Annotated in this window: 16 protein-coding genes; 15 read left to right on the top strand and 1 reads right to left on the bottom strand. The window is 39.9% G+C overall.

What is annotated here, in order from left to right; translation table 11 throughout:
• Positions 1-64 precede the first annotated feature (64 nt).
• The 11 genes from upp to GGQ60_RS18355 all read left to right on the top strand — a co-directional run bounded on the left by upp (position 65) and on the right by GGQ60_RS18355 (position 8,106).
• Complete coding sequence (gene upp / locus GGQ60_RS18405) at positions 65-709, top strand: uracil phosphoribosyltransferase (protein WP_183767066.1); 645 nt, start codon at positions 65-67, stop codon at positions 707-709.
• A 57-nt stretch (positions 710-766) separates the two neighbouring features.
• Entirely contained in the window at positions 767-1,084 is a 318-nt protein-coding gene (locus tag GGQ60_RS18400) for a low molecular weight protein tyrosine phosphatase family protein (RefSeq protein ID WP_183767064.1), read from the top strand.
• A 111-nt stretch (positions 1,085-1,195) separates the two neighbouring features.
• Positions 1,196-1,885, top strand: coding sequence for a YjjG family noncanonical pyrimidine nucleotidase (locus tag GGQ60_RS18395; protein ID WP_183767063.1), 690 nt, complete (start codon positions 1,196-1,198; stop codon positions 1,883-1,885).
• A gap of 105 nt (positions 1,886-1,990) precedes the next feature.
• Positions 1,991-2,506 (top strand): DinB family protein, encoded by a 516-nt coding sequence (locus tag GGQ60_RS18390; RefSeq protein WP_183767061.1) that lies wholly within the window; start codon positions 1,991-1,993, stop codon positions 2,504-2,506.
• A 43-nt stretch (positions 2,507-2,549) separates the two neighbouring features.
• Positions 2,550-3,170: a hypothetical protein gene (locus GGQ60_RS18385; RefSeq protein ID WP_183767059.1), complete on the top strand. Its 621-nt coding sequence runs from the start codon at positions 2,550-2,552 to the stop codon at positions 3,168-3,170.
• A 75-nt stretch (positions 3,171-3,245) separates the two neighbouring features.
• Positions 3,246-4,574 (top strand): flippase, encoded by a 1,329-nt coding sequence (locus tag GGQ60_RS18380; RefSeq protein WP_183767057.1) that lies wholly within the window; start codon positions 3,246-3,248, stop codon positions 4,572-4,574.
• Positions 4,571-5,218: an O-methyltransferase gene (locus GGQ60_RS18375; RefSeq protein ID WP_183767056.1), complete on the top strand. Its 648-nt coding sequence runs from the start codon at positions 4,571-4,573 to the stop codon at positions 5,216-5,218. Before GGQ60_RS18380 ends, GGQ60_RS18375 begins: the two co-directional genes overlap by 4 nt.
• A gap of 13 nt (positions 5,219-5,231) precedes the next feature.
• A complete protein-coding gene (locus GGQ60_RS18370) occupies positions 5,232-5,993 on the top strand; it encodes a class I SAM-dependent methyltransferase (protein WP_183767054.1) in 762 nt (253 codons plus the stop codon).
• Between the two features lie 127 nt (positions 5,994-6,120).
• The gene (locus GGQ60_RS18365; RefSeq protein ID WP_183767052.1) at positions 6,121-6,531 is read left to right on the top strand and encodes a GxxExxY protein; all 411 of its coding nucleotides are present in this window, start codon (positions 6,121-6,123) and stop codon (positions 6,529-6,531) included.
• 102 nt (positions 6,532-6,633) lie between these two features.
• Positions 6,634-7,551 carry a glycosyltransferase family protein gene (locus GGQ60_RS18360; RefSeq protein ID WP_183767252.1) on the top strand — a complete coding sequence of 306 codons (918 nt, stop codon included), beginning with the start codon at positions 6,634-6,636 and terminating at the stop codon, positions 7,549-7,551.
• A 99-nt stretch (positions 7,552-7,650) separates the two neighbouring features.
• Positions 7,651-8,106 carry a ferritin-like domain-containing protein gene (locus GGQ60_RS18355; protein ID WP_183767050.1) on the top strand — a complete coding sequence of 152 codons (456 nt, stop codon included), beginning with the start codon at positions 7,651-7,653 and terminating at the stop codon, positions 8,104-8,106.
• A 157-nt stretch (positions 8,107-8,263) separates the two neighbouring features.
• Here GGQ60_RS18355 and cphA read toward each other — a convergent pair whose 3' ends face one another.
• Positions 8,264-10,879, bottom strand: a complete 2,616-nt coding sequence (cphA, locus tag GGQ60_RS18350; RefSeq protein WP_183767048.1) for a cyanophycin synthetase — start codon at positions 10,877-10,879, stop codon at positions 8,264-8,266.
• 269 nt (positions 10,880-11,148) lie between these two features.
• Between cphA and GGQ60_RS18345 the strand changes: the two genes are divergently transcribed.
• From GGQ60_RS18345 to GGQ60_RS18330, 4 genes are all read left to right on the top strand, one after another.
• Positions 11,149-12,048: a cyanophycinase gene (locus tag GGQ60_RS18345; RefSeq protein ID WP_229685153.1), complete on the top strand. Its 900-nt coding sequence runs from the start codon at positions 11,149-11,151 to the stop codon at positions 12,046-12,048.
• A 64-nt stretch (positions 12,049-12,112) separates the two neighbouring features.
• Positions 12,113-12,955: an isoaspartyl peptidase/L-asparaginase gene (locus GGQ60_RS18340; RefSeq protein WP_183767046.1), complete on the top strand. Its 843-nt coding sequence runs from the start codon at positions 12,113-12,115 to the stop codon at positions 12,953-12,955.
• A 29-nt stretch (positions 12,956-12,984) separates the two neighbouring features.
• The gene (locus GGQ60_RS18335) at positions 12,985-13,677 is read left to right on the top strand and encodes a tetratricopeptide repeat protein (RefSeq protein ID WP_183767044.1); all 693 of its coding nucleotides are present in this window, start codon (positions 12,985-12,987) and stop codon (positions 13,675-13,677) included.
• A 265-nt stretch (positions 13,678-13,942) separates the two neighbouring features.
• Positions 13,943-16,108: a carboxy terminal-processing peptidase gene (locus tag GGQ60_RS18330; RefSeq protein ID WP_229685152.1), complete on the top strand. Its 2,166-nt coding sequence runs from the start codon at positions 13,943-13,945 to the stop codon at positions 16,106-16,108.
• Positions 16,109-16,228: the final 120 nt, after the last annotated feature.

Below are 16,228 nucleotides of genomic sequence, written 5' to 3'. Positions count from 1 at the left end.
CTAATTTTAACCAGTAACCCTGCACCGGGCTGCATTTATAACACCTGAAACTAAAGAATGAACGATGATTTTTGATGTAAGTAAAACCAAATCTATTGCCAATACTTTTATTACAGAGTTACGGGACGAAAACATTCAGAAAGATTCGATGCGTTTCCGTAAAAATATGGAAAGGCTTGGCGGTTTTTTTGCTTATGAAATCAGCAAATCGTTAAAATATACGACCAAAGATATCACGACTCCTTTAGGGGTATCACCTTGCGAGGTCCTGGTACAACAACCCGTTCTTGCTACTATACTCAGGGCCGGATTGCCTTTACAGCAGGGTTTGCTCAATATTTTCGACAGGGCTGAATGTTGTTTTATTTCTGCTTACAGAAAAGTAAAAAAGAGCGGTGATTTCGTAATCCAGATGGATTATATTTCTACGCCCGATTTGGATGGCAAGGTACTGATTATGGCCGATCCTATGCTGGCAACAGGCCAGAGCATGGTGATGTGCTGCAAAGAATTGATTAACCGCTACAAAATTGAAGAACTTCATATTGTTGCTGCAATAGCCAGTACAGAAGGGGTTGCCCATGTACGAGCCAATCTGCCAAAAGCCAAACTTTGGCTGGGCGCCATTGATGAAGAAATGACCAGCAAATCTTACATCGTTCCGGGACTTGGCGATGCAGGCGACCTGGCTTATGGAGAGAAGGTTTAAGTTAGTCTTCAGGCTGAAGTCTTTAATCCAGGGTTCTTATCCCTCATGAAATAAAAATTGAATATACTCTTTATATGCAGCAGGAATAAATGGCGTAGTGCTACTGCCGAAACCATATACAAAAACCATGCTGAGCACCAGGTACGCTCAGCAGGCACAGAACCATCGGCAAGGATTAAAATCAGTGCCAAGCTGATTATCTGGGCTGATCTGATCTTTGTGATGGAGAAAAAACATAAACAAAGAATTATGGAGCGTTTCCCTGAAGAGTGCAATGGAAAGGATATGATTATACTCGATATTCAAGACGATTATCAGTATATGGATGAGGAGCTTATCGAGGAGATTAACGCAAAGACAGGAGAATATTTATAGCAGATTCGTACCGCAAATAAATGAACTGTATAATGGAACAGTTTAAATTCAAATCTTTCGAAGAATTTATAATCAACAATCATTAAGTTACCTTTGTGAAAAACATCACAAATGAAAAAACATATCTTCTTCGATCTCGATCATACCATCTGGGATTTTGACCGCAATGCTGAAGAAACATTACACGAGCTTTATCATATTTATAAACTGGACGAACTTGGCCTTAAATCCTGTACTGATTTTATCCATACCTATACCCGGAACAATCATCAGTTATGGGCTGATTACCACTTGGGTAAAATAACCAAAGATTTTTTAAGATCGGAGCGTTTTAGCAAAACGTTTATTCAGTTGGGCGTACATCCTGATGCGGTTCCTCATCAGTTTGAGGATGATTATGTAAATATTTCGCCCACTAAAACCAACCTGTTCGAAGGGGCAGAAAATGTGCTCGCTTATCTGCAACAAAAATATACGCTTCACATCATCTCTAACGGTTTTAAGGAAACTACCTTAACCAAAATGCACCTGTCAAACCTGAATCCCTATTTCAAAAACGTGATTATTTCGGAAGATGTGGGCGTAAACAAACCCAACCCCATTATTTTTGAATATGCATTAGATAAAGCAAAGGCTTTAAAGGCAGAAAGTATCATGATCGGCGACAGCTTGGAAGCTGATATTTATGGCGCATTAAATTTTGGTATGGAGGCCATTTTTTTTAATCCTTTGCAAAAAGAAAAACCCCAGGATGTAAAACAGCAGATTGTTCATTTAGAAGAATTACTGAAACTTTTTTAATCCGGCTTCTTTTTTATTGATCTATTGCAAAATTACTTTAACCCCGCTGAAACATCGAATTTTTAAAATACTTGGAGAACTGGTAATTCAACTTATCTTTATGTTATGAGGGCTGCAAAAATAAAGGCATCGATACACAAGACTATAAATGCTTATAAATCGAAACTATCTGCTTATGCTGATGAGGTTTTTCAGCAGCAACCACCTATAGGCGGATGGAGTTACAGCGAGGTGTATTCGCACATTTTCGATTCGAGCCTGTTGTCGCTCAGGGCTCTAGATCACGCAGCAAAAAGTAAAGGAGAAGATAAACCAACTGCTTTGGCCGTGAGGCTCATTTTGTTATTAGGTATATTGCCACCCGGGCAATTTAAAGTCCCTAAAAAACTGGCCGACCGAGTAAAAAAAACCAGTAAAACAGAAGCCCTTGACCTTATTTTAGCATTTGAAGAGGCTTTAGACCAGAACTATCCCTCGGTGGCCTCTGCAACTGCCCATTCTAAAATCAAACATCCACGGCTAGGTTATCTGAATGCCAAACAATGGTTAAGGTTTATTGAAATCCATTTAGAACACCACCTCAAACAATTAGAAAGAATAGAAAAGAGTTTTCGAGCGTAAATTAATTTCGCCATATTTGAGTGATACTTAACACTCAATTCTCATGAAAAACGCTTTTTACCTTCTGGCTATAGCTTTGTGCTTCGCCTGCCAGGGCGAAAAACAACAACCCGCCCAGGTGATGATCCCAACGCCGGCAGGAATGCAGGGACTGCAAAAAGGTAATACAACGGCGGCAGCAACACCGGCTGTTACTACAAAAAGTAATCTTATTTTCAATCCGCCCCATGGGGAGGCCGGGCATACCTGTGCATTGGCTGTTGGCGCTCCATTAAACCCCACGGCCAGGGTGCAGCCCCAACCAAATGCAAATCCGCAGCCAACACCAGCTCCAGCATCGGCGGTAGTAAATACTCCAGGAAAAAAGCTAAACCCTAAACATGGCGAGCCTGGCCACAGATGTGATATAGCCGTTGGCGCACCTTTGGATAGTAAACCAACGCAAGTGGTTACCACTACCCAACCGCCGGTTACCCAGGTATCAGGCGTAAAAGTAGGTAAAGGTTTAAATCCACCTCACGGCCAGCCTAACCACAGGTGCGATCTTGCCGTTGGTGCACCACTGAACAGCAAGCCTGCACCAATTGCAAACCCAGCGCCAACTCCAATACCTGAAGCTAAAACTACCGAAACAAAAGTGCTGGAAACAAAAAGTGAGGGCTAATGGAGAAATAGGCAACAAAAATATTTGAATTTAGAGTACCCTACTTAACGCACATTTTTTTACATCTTTGCGTTAATGAAATTACCCGCCATAAAAGGTTTTGATGAGGAAGCATTTAACAAGTATTTAAAAAATACGGGATGGTTGATGTTGGCCAGAGTTGGAAGTTTAGTAATTAAAATCCTAGTGGGGTTCATCATTACAAACTATTTAGGCAAAACCCAAAATGGTATTTTAAATTATCCAACGGCATTTACAACCTTTTTTGTAGCTGCGGCCGCTCTTGGTTTGGACGGCTTTACAACCCGTGAACTTCTTCGCACACCCGAAAATAGAGATCGTTTACTCGGAACAGCATTTTGGCTTAAGCTTATCGGGGGTATCGCAATCATTCCATTAATATACTTTGCTTATATACTTTGGAACACAAACAAGCCTATAGAAACACCTCTTGCTTATGTACTCATTGTAGGCCTCACTGGAATTACCCAAGCGTTCTATATAACAGACAGCTATTTTCAGTCTAAAGTGCAAGCCAAATACGTAATGCGCGTTCAGGTATTTGGAAATATTATTTCGGCCTTAATAAAATTGATATTTATCTTTTTAAAATTAAGTGTTGGATGGTTTGTTTTTGCACTGTTGCTTGATACCATAATTCTGGCAACTGGTTATATCTATTTTTACAACATAAAAGCTGGAAGTATTTTCAAGTGGATATTTGATTCCACACTAGCTAAACACCTTATCAAACATTCGTGGCCGCTTGCATTGTCTGCAGTTCTTGTTTCAATATATATGAAAATAGACCAGCTTATGGTAGAAAATTATTTAGGAACGGATGCTTTAGGAATTTACTCGACTGTAGTGCAGCTTAGTGAAAGTTGGTATTTTATCCCTGTTGCTATCGTAACTTCTGTATTTCCGGCAATAATGAATGCCAAAAGGGATAATCCAGAAAGATATATCAAGCGATTGCAAAATATGTATGACCTGATGGTGTGGATCAGTTTGAGTGTTGCTATTTTCATGACTTTTGCCTCGCCAATCATTTATCATATTGTTTACACCCCTGAATTTTGGGATGGTGCCCATGTTTTAACCGTTCATGTTTGGGCAGGAATATTTGTTTTCTTAGGCAGTGCCAGCGGACAATATCTTATTGCCGAAGGTTATACCAAACTATCTATGTTGCGTACTGGGATGGGCGCTTTGGCAAACATTGTGTTAAACATCCTATGGATACCAAAATTTGGCATCATGGGTGCCGCGTTAGCTACCCTGATTGCCTATTTTATAGCAACTTTCTTTATTTTATTCATCCCTAAAACCCGTCAACAGGGTATAATGATGTTAAAATCATTACTTTTGGTTACGGCATTTCAAAAAATATTTAAACGTTGAGTACTCTTAAAGCATTAACAACACTAATTGCCAAGCCAAACAGGCTTAAAGCATTATTATCATACGGACATAAAGGATATTTAAGCAGTATTGGCTGGTTTACCGCCTTTGATAAAAAACAGGCTGTAGATGGAAATGGGAAAGCATTGCCCTGGGTAACCTATTCCTTTATCGATTTTATTAAAGAACGTATCAACAAAACACAGCATATTTTCGAATATGGATCGGGCAGCTCTACACTGTTTTATGCAGAGCGGGCAGCTTCAGTTACCTCCGTAGAGCACGATAAAGGCTGGTATGATAAGGTGAAAAATACCAGTCCGGCCAATGCCGAAATGATATTTTGCCAGCTGGAAAAGAATGGAGAATATGCTAAAAAAGCAACTTTGCTTAACCGCAAATTCGACATTATTATTGTAGATGGCCGCGACCGTGTAAACTGTTGTAAATACAGTGTTGAAGCACTTTCCTCCAATGGCGTGCTGGTGTTAGATGACAGTGAACGCGAAGTGTATCATCCGGCGCGTGTGCTGTTAAAAGAGCAGGGATTTAAAGAAATCAGTTTTAGCGGAATTTCACCCGGACTTTTTTACGAAAAAGCAACTTCGGTTTTTTATAAACAGGATAATTGTTTAGGCATTTAATACAGTTGGAACCATGTTAAGCGAAGAAGTAAAAACAGCATACGATAATTTTTATACCAACAGCGACGTGGCCTGGCGCATGCTGGGTGCCAAATATAAAGCCCAGAATATTGTTGAGGTATGCAAAGGGCTAAAACCTAAAAAAGTGCTTGAAGTGGGTGCTGGCGATGGCAGCATTTTGCATTTTTTAAACGAATGGAAATTTGCACCGGAGTTTTATGCTTTGGAAATTGCACAGAGTGGTGTCGACATTATTAAAGACCGTAACCTAGCAGGCTTAAAAGAGGTTCAGACTTTTGATGGCTATAAAATTCCTTATGGCGATGATACTTTCGACCTGATTATCCTTGCTCATGTTTTAGAACATGTAGAACACGAAAGGATCCTGATACGCGAACTAAAGAGGGTTGCGAAATACATTGTGGTTGAGGTACCTAAAGATTACCGTTATGGTGTGGATCAAAGGATGAAACACTTTTTGGATTATGGCCATATCAACATGTATACACCAACATCTTTAAGGTTTTTGCTGCAGAGTGAAGGATTGGAAATTCTGGAAGATAAAATTTCGATCACCGCGCCTGAAACGGTAAAGTTTAATGAATTTATCAATAGGAAGGCACCAAAAACATTTACCAAGAACTTAAAAATTGAATTGGAATACCGCATTAAGAAAACCCTGGGTAATCTGTTCGGAAGAAAAAAACAGGAACAATTTGCTAATGCCTATACGGTATTAACCAAAAAATCAGATCATAACCTCCAGATATTTTAGGTTTAAATCAATATATTTAAGCATATAAGACATAATAAGGTAATATAAGCTTAGTAAATTGCCCAACCCCTTATAATTACGCGTTAAAATCATCCCCTAATTAATTATCTATTTAATTTATGAAGGAATGTTATTAACAAAGAATTATTTAAAAGACCTTGTTTACAGGGTAAATGGAGCGGCTATTGAAGTACATAAAGTGCTAGGACCAGTATTGTTAGAAGGTACTTATCATAAGTGCATGGTGCATGAACTTAAGTTAAGAAACATTAGTTTCAAATCTGAACTCATTATCCCCATAAATTATAAAGGATTGGAAATTGATGCAAATTTGAGGTGCGATTTATTAGTTGAAGATTCGTTGGTTGTTGAACTGAAGTCTGTAGAAAATGTATCTCCAATCCACACTGCCCAGCTTTTAACTTATATGAAGCTACTAAAATTACCTCTTGGACTAATGATAAATTTTAATTGTTTGCATATCTTTTCAGAAGGGCAAAAAACATATGTGAATGAAATATATGAATCAATTTCTTAATATTGTCCACTAATAACTTAAATGGAACTCATTTGCCTTATATGGCAAATAAATTAAGGTAAGGTGCTTAAACCTGATCTTCCTTTAATGGTAAAAACAAACATGCAAAACCTTGCGCCCATAGCACTTTTCGTATATAACCGCCCGCAGCATACCGAGCGTACGTTAAAATTCCTGCAACAGAACGAACTGGCTGCCGAAAGCCATTTGTACATCTTTTCTGATGGAGCAAAAACCATTCGTGATGAAGAAAATGTGGCTGAGGTGAGAAAAATTATCAATAAAACAAAAGGGTTTAAATCCGTTAAAGTAATCGAGAGAAAAGATAACGCAGGCTTGGCCAATTCGGTAATTGCAGGTGTTACCAGGTTAATTGACGAATACGACCAGGTAATTGTTTTCGAAGATGACCTGGTTACTTCTCCGCATACTTTGCACTATTTCAACGAAGCACTAAACCGCTACAGGGAAGAAGAAAAAGTAATGCACATTGGTGCCTATATGTATCCTTTAAAGGCAGAAGAACTACCTCAGTCGTTTTTTTACAGGGCGGCCACCAGCTGGGGATGGGCAACCTGGGGCAGGGCCTGGAAAAACTTCGAGCCCGATATCGATGTTCTGATAAAACAGTTTGATAAAAAGAAAAAAGCCGCTTTTTCCATTGATAATAAAATGAATTTCTGGAAGCAGATGCTGGAATTTAAAAAAGGAAAAAATAATAGCTGGGCCATCAGGTGGTATGCTTCTATTTTCTTAAAAGGAGGCCTAACTCTTAATCCATCACAATCGCTGGTCAACAATATCGGGCATGATGGTACGGGGGTACATTCGGGAATAAACGATATCTATAACGTCATCATTAACCCTAAGCCAATTGTCGAATTCCCCACCACAATTAAAGAAGATACTGCGGCTTATAAAGCCATCAAATTATTTTTAACCAAACGTAAAGGCAATATGGTAACCCGTGTGCGCCGTTTCGTTAAAGAAAAACTGGCTCAGTATTTTTCAAAAAAATAACCTGATATTCCTGCCTGTTGTGAGCTATTAAAAAAATGACAAACCTTTTTTTGATTGCCCTTGTTGCTTTTATACATCGAAACTATAAAAAATAATAACATGAAAACAACAACAGCAACAGCAGAAGTATTGAATGACCTGATCCAGATCAATAACGACCGTATTGAAGGTTATGAAAGAGCCCGCCAAGAATTAAAAGACGGTGATGCAGATCTGAAATCGCTTTTCTTAAATATGATTGACGAAAGCCGCAAATATAAAATGGCTTTGGCTACTGAGGTAACTGCCCTGGGAGAGGAAGTAGAAACAGGAACCACCAACTCCGGTAAAATTTACAGGGCCTGGATGGACGTAAAAGCTATTTTCACCGGTCACGACCGTAAAACCGTATTAAATAACTGTGAATTTGGAGAGGATGCCGCACAAAGTGCCTATAAAATGGCCTTAGAAGAAGAGGATCTCCCTTCGAACATCAGGGAATTAATTTCTGATCAGAAAGCATCGTTAAGAGTATCACACGATGAAATTAAAAGATTGCGTGATAGCCAGGCATAATTAAACAAGAATAATAACAGAAAACCCTCCTTCGATTTATAAATCAGAGGAGGGTTTTTTATTGTAGCCGTCATCTCGACTGTAGCAAAGCGGAATGGAGAGATCTATCTAAACATATTTCTCGGCTTCATTTCATTTCGCTAGAAATGGCGAAAAGCTATGCTTCCAGTTCCTTATCCAGATGTTCGGTAACACGTTGGATGGTATTATCGATCGTATTGCTTAAAATGGTTAAATAAGAACCTTTCTGCGCTGATTCAATCGCCGCCCTTAAACATTCGGTGCTTTTATTGTTTACAATGATCTCTTTATCAGGATCAACTTCCCTGATGCCTTTAATCAACAAATCAATAAGCTCCTGTTGTTGTCTGCCACGTAAATATTTTTCCTGGCATATATAAATTTTATCGAACATCTGCGCAGAAATACGGGCTGTTTCAATAATGTCTTCATCCCTTCTGTCGCCGGTTGCTGAAATAATTCCCACATGTTCAGTAGCTTCTACCCCCTGTAAGAAAGCTTTTACGCCGTTAAACCCATCAGGATTGTGCGCAAAATCTACCAGGACTTTAAAATCCTTAAACCTAAAGATATTCATCCGTCCCGGGGTGTGGGCAGTTGAAGGGATAAAAGTTTCTAACGATAAGCGGATATCTTCAGGCTTATAACCCCATAAATAAGCTGCCAAGGTAGCAGCGAGTACATTCTGGATCATGAAGTTTACCGAACCGCCAAAAGTTAAAGGAACGTGCGAGGCTTTATCAACTCTTAGTTTCCAATCGCCGGTTTTGATGGTAATAAATCCGTTTTCATAGATTGCTGCAATTCCACCTTTCCTGCAATGTTCTTTAATAACCGGATTGTTTTCATCCATACTAAAGTAAGCAACATTACAACGGGCATCTTTGGCGATGCGAACGCAATATCCATTATCTGCATTTAATACTGCCCAGCCTTTACGGCGCACTGCGCCAATCACAACCGCTTTAACGCGGGTTAAATCATCGAGATTGTGGATGTCCGATAGGCCCAGGTGATCTTCCTGGATATTGGTTACCACACCGATATCGCAGGCATTAAAGCCTAATCCAGCCCTTAAAATCCCTCCACGCGCAGTTTCTAAAACGGCAAATTCTACTGTTGGGTCTTTTAAAATAAATTCTGCACTCACCGGACCAGTGGTATCTCCTTTCATCAACATGGTGTTATGTACATAAACACCATCGCTCGTGGTAAAACCAACACGTTTACCGTTACTGCGGATTATGTGCGCAATTAAACGGGTAGTAGTGGTTTTTCCGTTGGTTCCGGTTACAGCAATGATCGGAATCTGCGATAATTTACCCTGTGGATAAAGCATATCGATCACCGGTGCCGCAACGTTGCGCGGTAAACCTTCACTAGGTGCCAGGTGCATCCTGAAGCCCGGAGCAGCATTAACTTCTAAAACCACACCGCCATTTTCGGTTAAAGGCTGGGTAAGGTTCTGTGCCATGATATCGATACCACAGATATCCAGTCCGATCACCCTCGAAATCCTTTCGCAGATAAAAATATTCTGTGGATGTACAATATCGGTAACATCTATAGAAGTACCCCCAGTACTTAAATTGGCAGTAGACTTTAGGTAAACGATCTCTCCTTTTTCAGGAATCGTTTCCAGCGTATATTCTTTTTTGGCCAGCAAATCCAGCGTATCACGATCAACAGCAATTTCCGTTAACACATTTTCGTGGCCATAACCACGCCGCGGATCTTCATTTTCTTTATCAATTAACTCCTGGATGGTATGGATACCATTTCCTCTTACATGAGCCGGATCGCGCTGTGCCGCAGCAACCACTTTATGATCGATCACCAGTACGCGAAAATCGTATCCGCTGATAAATTTTTCAATAATCACCCTTCTCGAGTAGGTTTTGGCATATTCAAAAGCTGCAACCGCATCTTCCATTGTTTTTACGTTAATGGTTGCGCCTTTGCCATGGTTCCCGTCTAAAGGTTTAAATACCAAAGGGAAGCCCACTTTATTTACCGAAGCTTCAAGATCATCAGGATTGGAAATGGTTACACCCGAAGCTACCGGGATAGCGGCTTCAGTAAGTAAACGTTTGGTTTCTTCCTTGTTACTGGCAATATCAACCGCAATGCTGCTGGTTTTTTCGGTCATCGTGGCCCTAAAACGGACCTGGTTTTTGCCATAACCCAATTGTACCAACGAACTTTTGTTCAATCTGATCCACGGAATACTTCTTTTTACCGCCTCTTCTACAATTGAGGCAGTACTTGGCCCCAAAGCTTCCAGCTCACGGATTTCTTTCATTCTTCTGATATCGTGCTCTAAATCGTATTCCACATCGTTGATCAAGGCCTCGGCAATCCTTACCGCGGCTTCTGCTGCATAAACCCCAACTTTCTCTTCAAGATAACTGAAAACTACATTATAAATGCCCTCGGTTTTAGTCATCCGCGTTCTTCCAAAACCGGTGTCCATACCTGCAAGCGTCTGTATTTCAAGTGCTATATGTTCAATCACATGCCCCATCCAGGTGCCTTCTTTTACGCGGGTAAAAAAACCGCCCTCAACACCTTTTGAGCAACGGTGTGTAAACATGCTCGGCAACAGTTTTTCTATCCTTTCGCTAAAGCCCTCTATCACATTGGTTGGTTTTTGCTCTAAATCCTCTAAATCCAATCGCATCTGGATCAATTTCTTCCGGTTGATCGACCAAATATTAGGCCCTCTCAATACTTGTATGTTTAATATCTTCATGTACTATTTTGTCAATTTTTAATGGTAAAAAGGATTTGGGACAGCCTTTTTAATGCTGTTTTCAGAATGAAATTGATGACTGTAAAATATACATTTATTTTGAAATTAGGCTTCCTATTTACGTAAATCAATTTTAAGGTCTATTTGTTTTATTTTCAAGCACTATTATGTTAATTTTAAGTTAGATTATTTTAACGTTTGTTAATAAATCGAATATTATTGACAAAAAAAGTCGTGTTTTTTATCTTAAGCCTATATATTTGGGTTTTTTGATACAATTATATACACAAAGAATGGTTCCGAAAGGTAAACTCATCATCATTGGTGGCGCAATAAACACCGGTAGCTTTGCAGAAACGCAATTCGGGCTGCCAGAAAACATGAACTTTTTTGAGCGTGGAATTTTAAAACGGATTACCACGGAGTCAGTCAGGGATACCCAATCGCGTTTCGAAATCATTACTACAGCATCATTAATGCCCGAAAAAGTTGGCGAAGAATACATCAAGGCCTATGCACAGTTGGATGTACATAACCTGGGGGTGTTAAATATTACCAATCGAGAGGAGGCCAATTCGGATGAAAATTATGAACGTATCAAAGCAGCCGAGGTAATCATTTTTACCGGTGGCGATCAACTCCGTCTTTCTTCTATTTTTGGCGGTACAAAAACCCACCAGATTTTACTCGAAAAATATAAAAACGAACCCGTAGTTATTGCAGGTACTTCTGCCGGCGCGGCAGCAAGTTCCAAAAATATGATTTACCAGGGCAGCAGTAAAGATGCCTTACTTAAAGGTGAAGTTAAAATTACCGGGGGATTAGGTTTTATCGACGATGTTATTGTAGATACACATTTTGTTCAGCGTGGCAGAATAGGGCGCTTATTATATGCCGCGGCCAGCAATCCTGGTATTTTGGGTATTGGCCTTGGCGAGGATACCGGTCTTTTCATATCTGATGGGCATACCATGGAAGCCATTGGCTCGGGCATGGTTATTTTGGTTGATGGCCGCAACATGGCCGATACGAATCTAACCGATGTAGAAATGGGGCAGCCGGTTTCCATCAAAAACATGGTGGTACACGTGATGTGCGATGGCGATGTTTATGATTTAAATGACCACAGTTTGGTGATCCACCACCCTAAGGTTGTTCCTATAGCTTAAAGGTTTTGGGTGTAAAAGGTCTAGTACCTCACTTCCCAAATCTCCATACTCAATCCCAAAAAAAATGAAACTTATCATACATGGTGGCTTTTTTAGCGAATCGTCTACCAATCAGGAAACAAAAAAAGCAAAACAAGATGCTTTAGCATCGATTGTTAGCCTTGGTCACGAATACCTGAAAACGCACACGGCCTTAGAAACCGTGGTTTATACCGTTGCTTTACTGGAAGATAACGAGTTGTTCAATGCCGGTATTGGCTCGCAGATCCAAAGCGATGGGAAGGTAAGGTTAAGTGCTGCCTTAATGGACGGCAAAACTGAAAAATTCAGTGGGGTGATCAATGTAGAAGATATTAAAAACCCGATCCAGGTTGCACAGCAACTTTTAACTTACGATGACCGTGTTTTAAGCGGTGAGGGTGCACAACAGTTTGCCCGGAATAATGGTTTCGACTATTTTAATCCCATCTCGCCGCAGCGCCAGGCGGAATATGAAGCAAAGTTAAACCAAAGAAACAATAAAGGGACCGTGGGATGTGTGGCCCTTGATGCAAACGGAAATCTAGCTGTAGCCACTTCTACAGGGGGGAAGGGATTTGAAATTCCCTGCCGTGTGAGTGATTCGGCAACTGTTGCAGGCAATTATGCCAATCAATATGCCGGCATTTCATGTACAGGGGTGGGCGAAGATATTGTGAGCGGTGCTTTGGCGGCTAAAATCGTTACGCGCGTTACTGATGGCTTTTCTTTAAAAGATGCCTGTGATAAGTCTTTTGCCGAATTAAAGGCTTTTGATGGTTTTGCGGGCGTTATCGGCATCACAGCTGATGGCAAAATATACCATTGCGACTCGCATCCTTACATGGTTTGGGCAGCTTTTGATGTTAATTTACAGATATTTAGCTAAAATTAAAATTAAAGTATTATTTTTGTTGCATGACCAAAATTGTATTGGCTTTAACCGGCCTTTTTGCATCATTACAACTTCAGGCTCAAAATATAGAACGATCAGAAATCCAGGAACCCAATGGAGGTAGTGCTATTACGATAGCGGTATCTAAATTTGACCTGGAAGATGGAAATTCTTTTTTTGAAGAAGCTGAAGACTTAGAGCGGAAAGGTGATTATAATGAAGCCTTAACATTATTTGGGAAAGCGGCTTTCGAGTATAACTCGGTAAAGAATTTCAACAGGTATGGGCAGGCCATCATAAAAATGAGCAACATGCATTACCAATTGGGACGCTACAATGATGCCGAACAAATCCTCTTAAACGTAGCCTTAAAAAATTATTCCAAAACCGGTAACCGTACCGGTATAATGAATACCTATAACCTTCTAGGTAAAGTTTACCTTGCCAATACCAAGTATACCCAATCAATGTGGTTTTTTACCCAGCAGGGCATATTGGCAAAACAATTAAAAAGTAATAATGCCTATATCGAATCCATCCTGGGCATTGTTCAGGTTAAGATCAAAAAGAAAGATTTTACGCTTGCCCTAAGGGATTTAAAATCTGCAGAGTGGCTGGCCAATTCGATCAAAACCACCCAATATAAAACGCAGATTAAAGATGCAAGGGAAATGATCGCCAGCAAGACCGCCACCAAAAAAGTAAACCCGAGCTAAAAAGCTTAATTTCTTTAAATCACGTCGATAAACACTCCAAAAAGGCATAATACGTCTGTATTTGGTCAAATTTCAAATGTCGTCTAAAACAAAAAATAACCCGCAACGTTCTTCATAAGAAATTGTTAAATAAAAAGCTTTTAGTTAGATTTGAGAAAGTTTTAACAAGAGACAGTAATAATGCTGTCTCTTTTTTGTTTTTTTGCTAAAATGGTATCATATTGGCTATATAGAATTGAAAATGGATTTTAAATCATTTAAAGAGATGTTAAAGAGAATATTTTTTGTAATTTTTACCGGAGCTGTACTTGCCTGCCATGCCGCGCCTAAGCCTCAACCGGTTGTTGAGGGGATTACTAATATAAAGCCAGATCAGCAGCAACAGCTTGTGATCAAAGAAGTTGTGAACCTGATCGAAAGCTATAATTACAAGAAAATCCAGATCAACGATTCCATATCCTCCATCATTTTGGACAGGTACATCAAATCGCTGGATCAGGGCAAAAATTATTTCCTTGCATCGGATATCAAAGAATTTGAAAAATACAGGTACACTTTGGACGATGACTTTAAAAATGGCGATCTAAGTGGCCCATTTTATATTTATAATGTATACGCCAAAAGGCTAAATGATTATTTCAGCTATTCTCTGGCGCAGATTAAAACCAAATTCGATTTTAACCAAAACGACACCTATGTTTACGACAGGGAAAAATTGCCTTGGGCAGTTTCTTCTGCAGCTTTAAACGATACCTGGAAAAAAAGGGTTAAATACGAGCTGATCAACCTTAATCTGGCCGGAACCCCGGAGGCAAAAAATGTAGAGACTTTAACCAAGCGTTACCAGAATTTACAGTCGCAAACCTCAAAAATGAACAACCAGGATGTTTTTCAGATTTTAATGGATGCATTCACCGAATCTATCGATCCACACACCAACTATTTCAATCCAACCAACGCCGCAGCTTTTAACGAAGATATGTCGCGCTCTTTCGAAGGTATTGGTGCCCGTTTACAGTTAGAGAACGAAGTGGTTAAAATTTCGGAGATCATTGCAGGCGGACCTGCTTTTAAGGGCAAGCAGTTAAGTGCCGGCGACAGGATTATTGCTGTAGCGCAAGGTGACGGAGAATTTGTTGATGTGGTAGGATGGAGACTCGATAACACCGTAGCTAAAATTAAAGGTCCGAAAGGAACTAAAGTACGTTTAAAAGTAATCCCGGTTGGAAAAGAAATGTCGTCGAAACCGGTAATTATAGAATTGGTACGCGATAAAATTGTACTTGAAGAAACTTCTGCCAAGAAAAAAGTAAAAACCATCAGCAGTAACGGTAAGGATATCAAAATAGGTATTATCACCTTACCGGCTTTCTATGCTGACTTTAAAGCTGCAAATGCTGGCGATAAAAATTATAAAAGTACTACACGCGATGTAAGAAAACTGATCGATTCGTTAAAAAATTACGATAAAGTAAATGCCATTGTAATGGATTTGCGCGGAAACGGTGGTGGTTCTTTAGTTGAAGCAATATCACTAACCGGCCTGTTTATCGACAGAGGTCCCGTAGTGCAGGTAAAAGATTTAAGGGGCAAAATCGAGGTAGATGAAGACGAAAACAGTGGTGTAGTATGGGATGGCCCATTGGGTGTAATGGTAGATCGTTTAAGTGCATCTGCATCTGAAATTTTTGCCGGGGCAATCCAGGATTACGGTCGCGGTATTATTATGGGCAGCCAAACTTATGGTAAAGGTACCGTTCAATCTTCTATCGATTTAAACAAACTGGTAAACCCGAGTATGCTACAACGGGTAGCTGGCTTAATATCAAAAGATAAAACTGTAGGAACATCACCTAGCGGTACCAATCCGGCTGATGTTAATTTAGGACAGATCAATTTAACCATGGCCAAGTTTTATCGCGTAGCAGGGAGCAGTACACAGCACAAAGGGGTAACACCTGATGTTGTTTTCCCTTCTATCTATCCAATGGATAAAATTGGTGAAGATACAGAGCCCTCTGCTTTACCATGGGATGTAATTCCAAGCTCTAACTTTAAAGCTGTTGCCAATTTAACTGCTGTTAAAGCACAGTTAACAAAAAATAGCGAGCAGCGCATTGCAAACTCTTTGGATTTCAAGTACCTTAAACAGGACATGGCAGATCTTAAAAAACGCGATACAGAAGTTTCGGTAACCTTGAACGAAGCCAAGCTTAAAGCAGAACGCGATGCCCAGGAAGCTAAAGCCCTGGCCAGGCAAAATGAATTACGCGCTTTGAGAGGATTGCCTGCCATTAAAAAAGGTGATAAAGTAACCAAGAAAGATGCTTTCGATTTCATTGAAGATGAATCGTTAAAAGTAATGGGCGATTTTATGCAGCAATCTGGCAACTATGTGATGAACTTAGGTGCGATGCCAAAGAATAATTAATCAGAAATAATATCATTCAAAATAAAAGGCCGCTTTAGTTAAACTAAAGCGGCCTTTTTTGTCTTTTAAAAATCTCATAGGTTTAACAGGCAGGGGGCTATCAAACCCATGAGGTCTAAA

It is taken from the genome of Pedobacter zeae, from assembly GCF_014196715.1.
Taxonomy (GTDB): Bacteria; Bacteroidota; Bacteroidia; order Sphingobacteriales; family Sphingobacteriaceae; genus Pedobacter; species Pedobacter zeae.
Note: the sequence above shows the minus strand (reverse complement) of the source record. Positions and strands in the feature narration are given on the sequence as shown.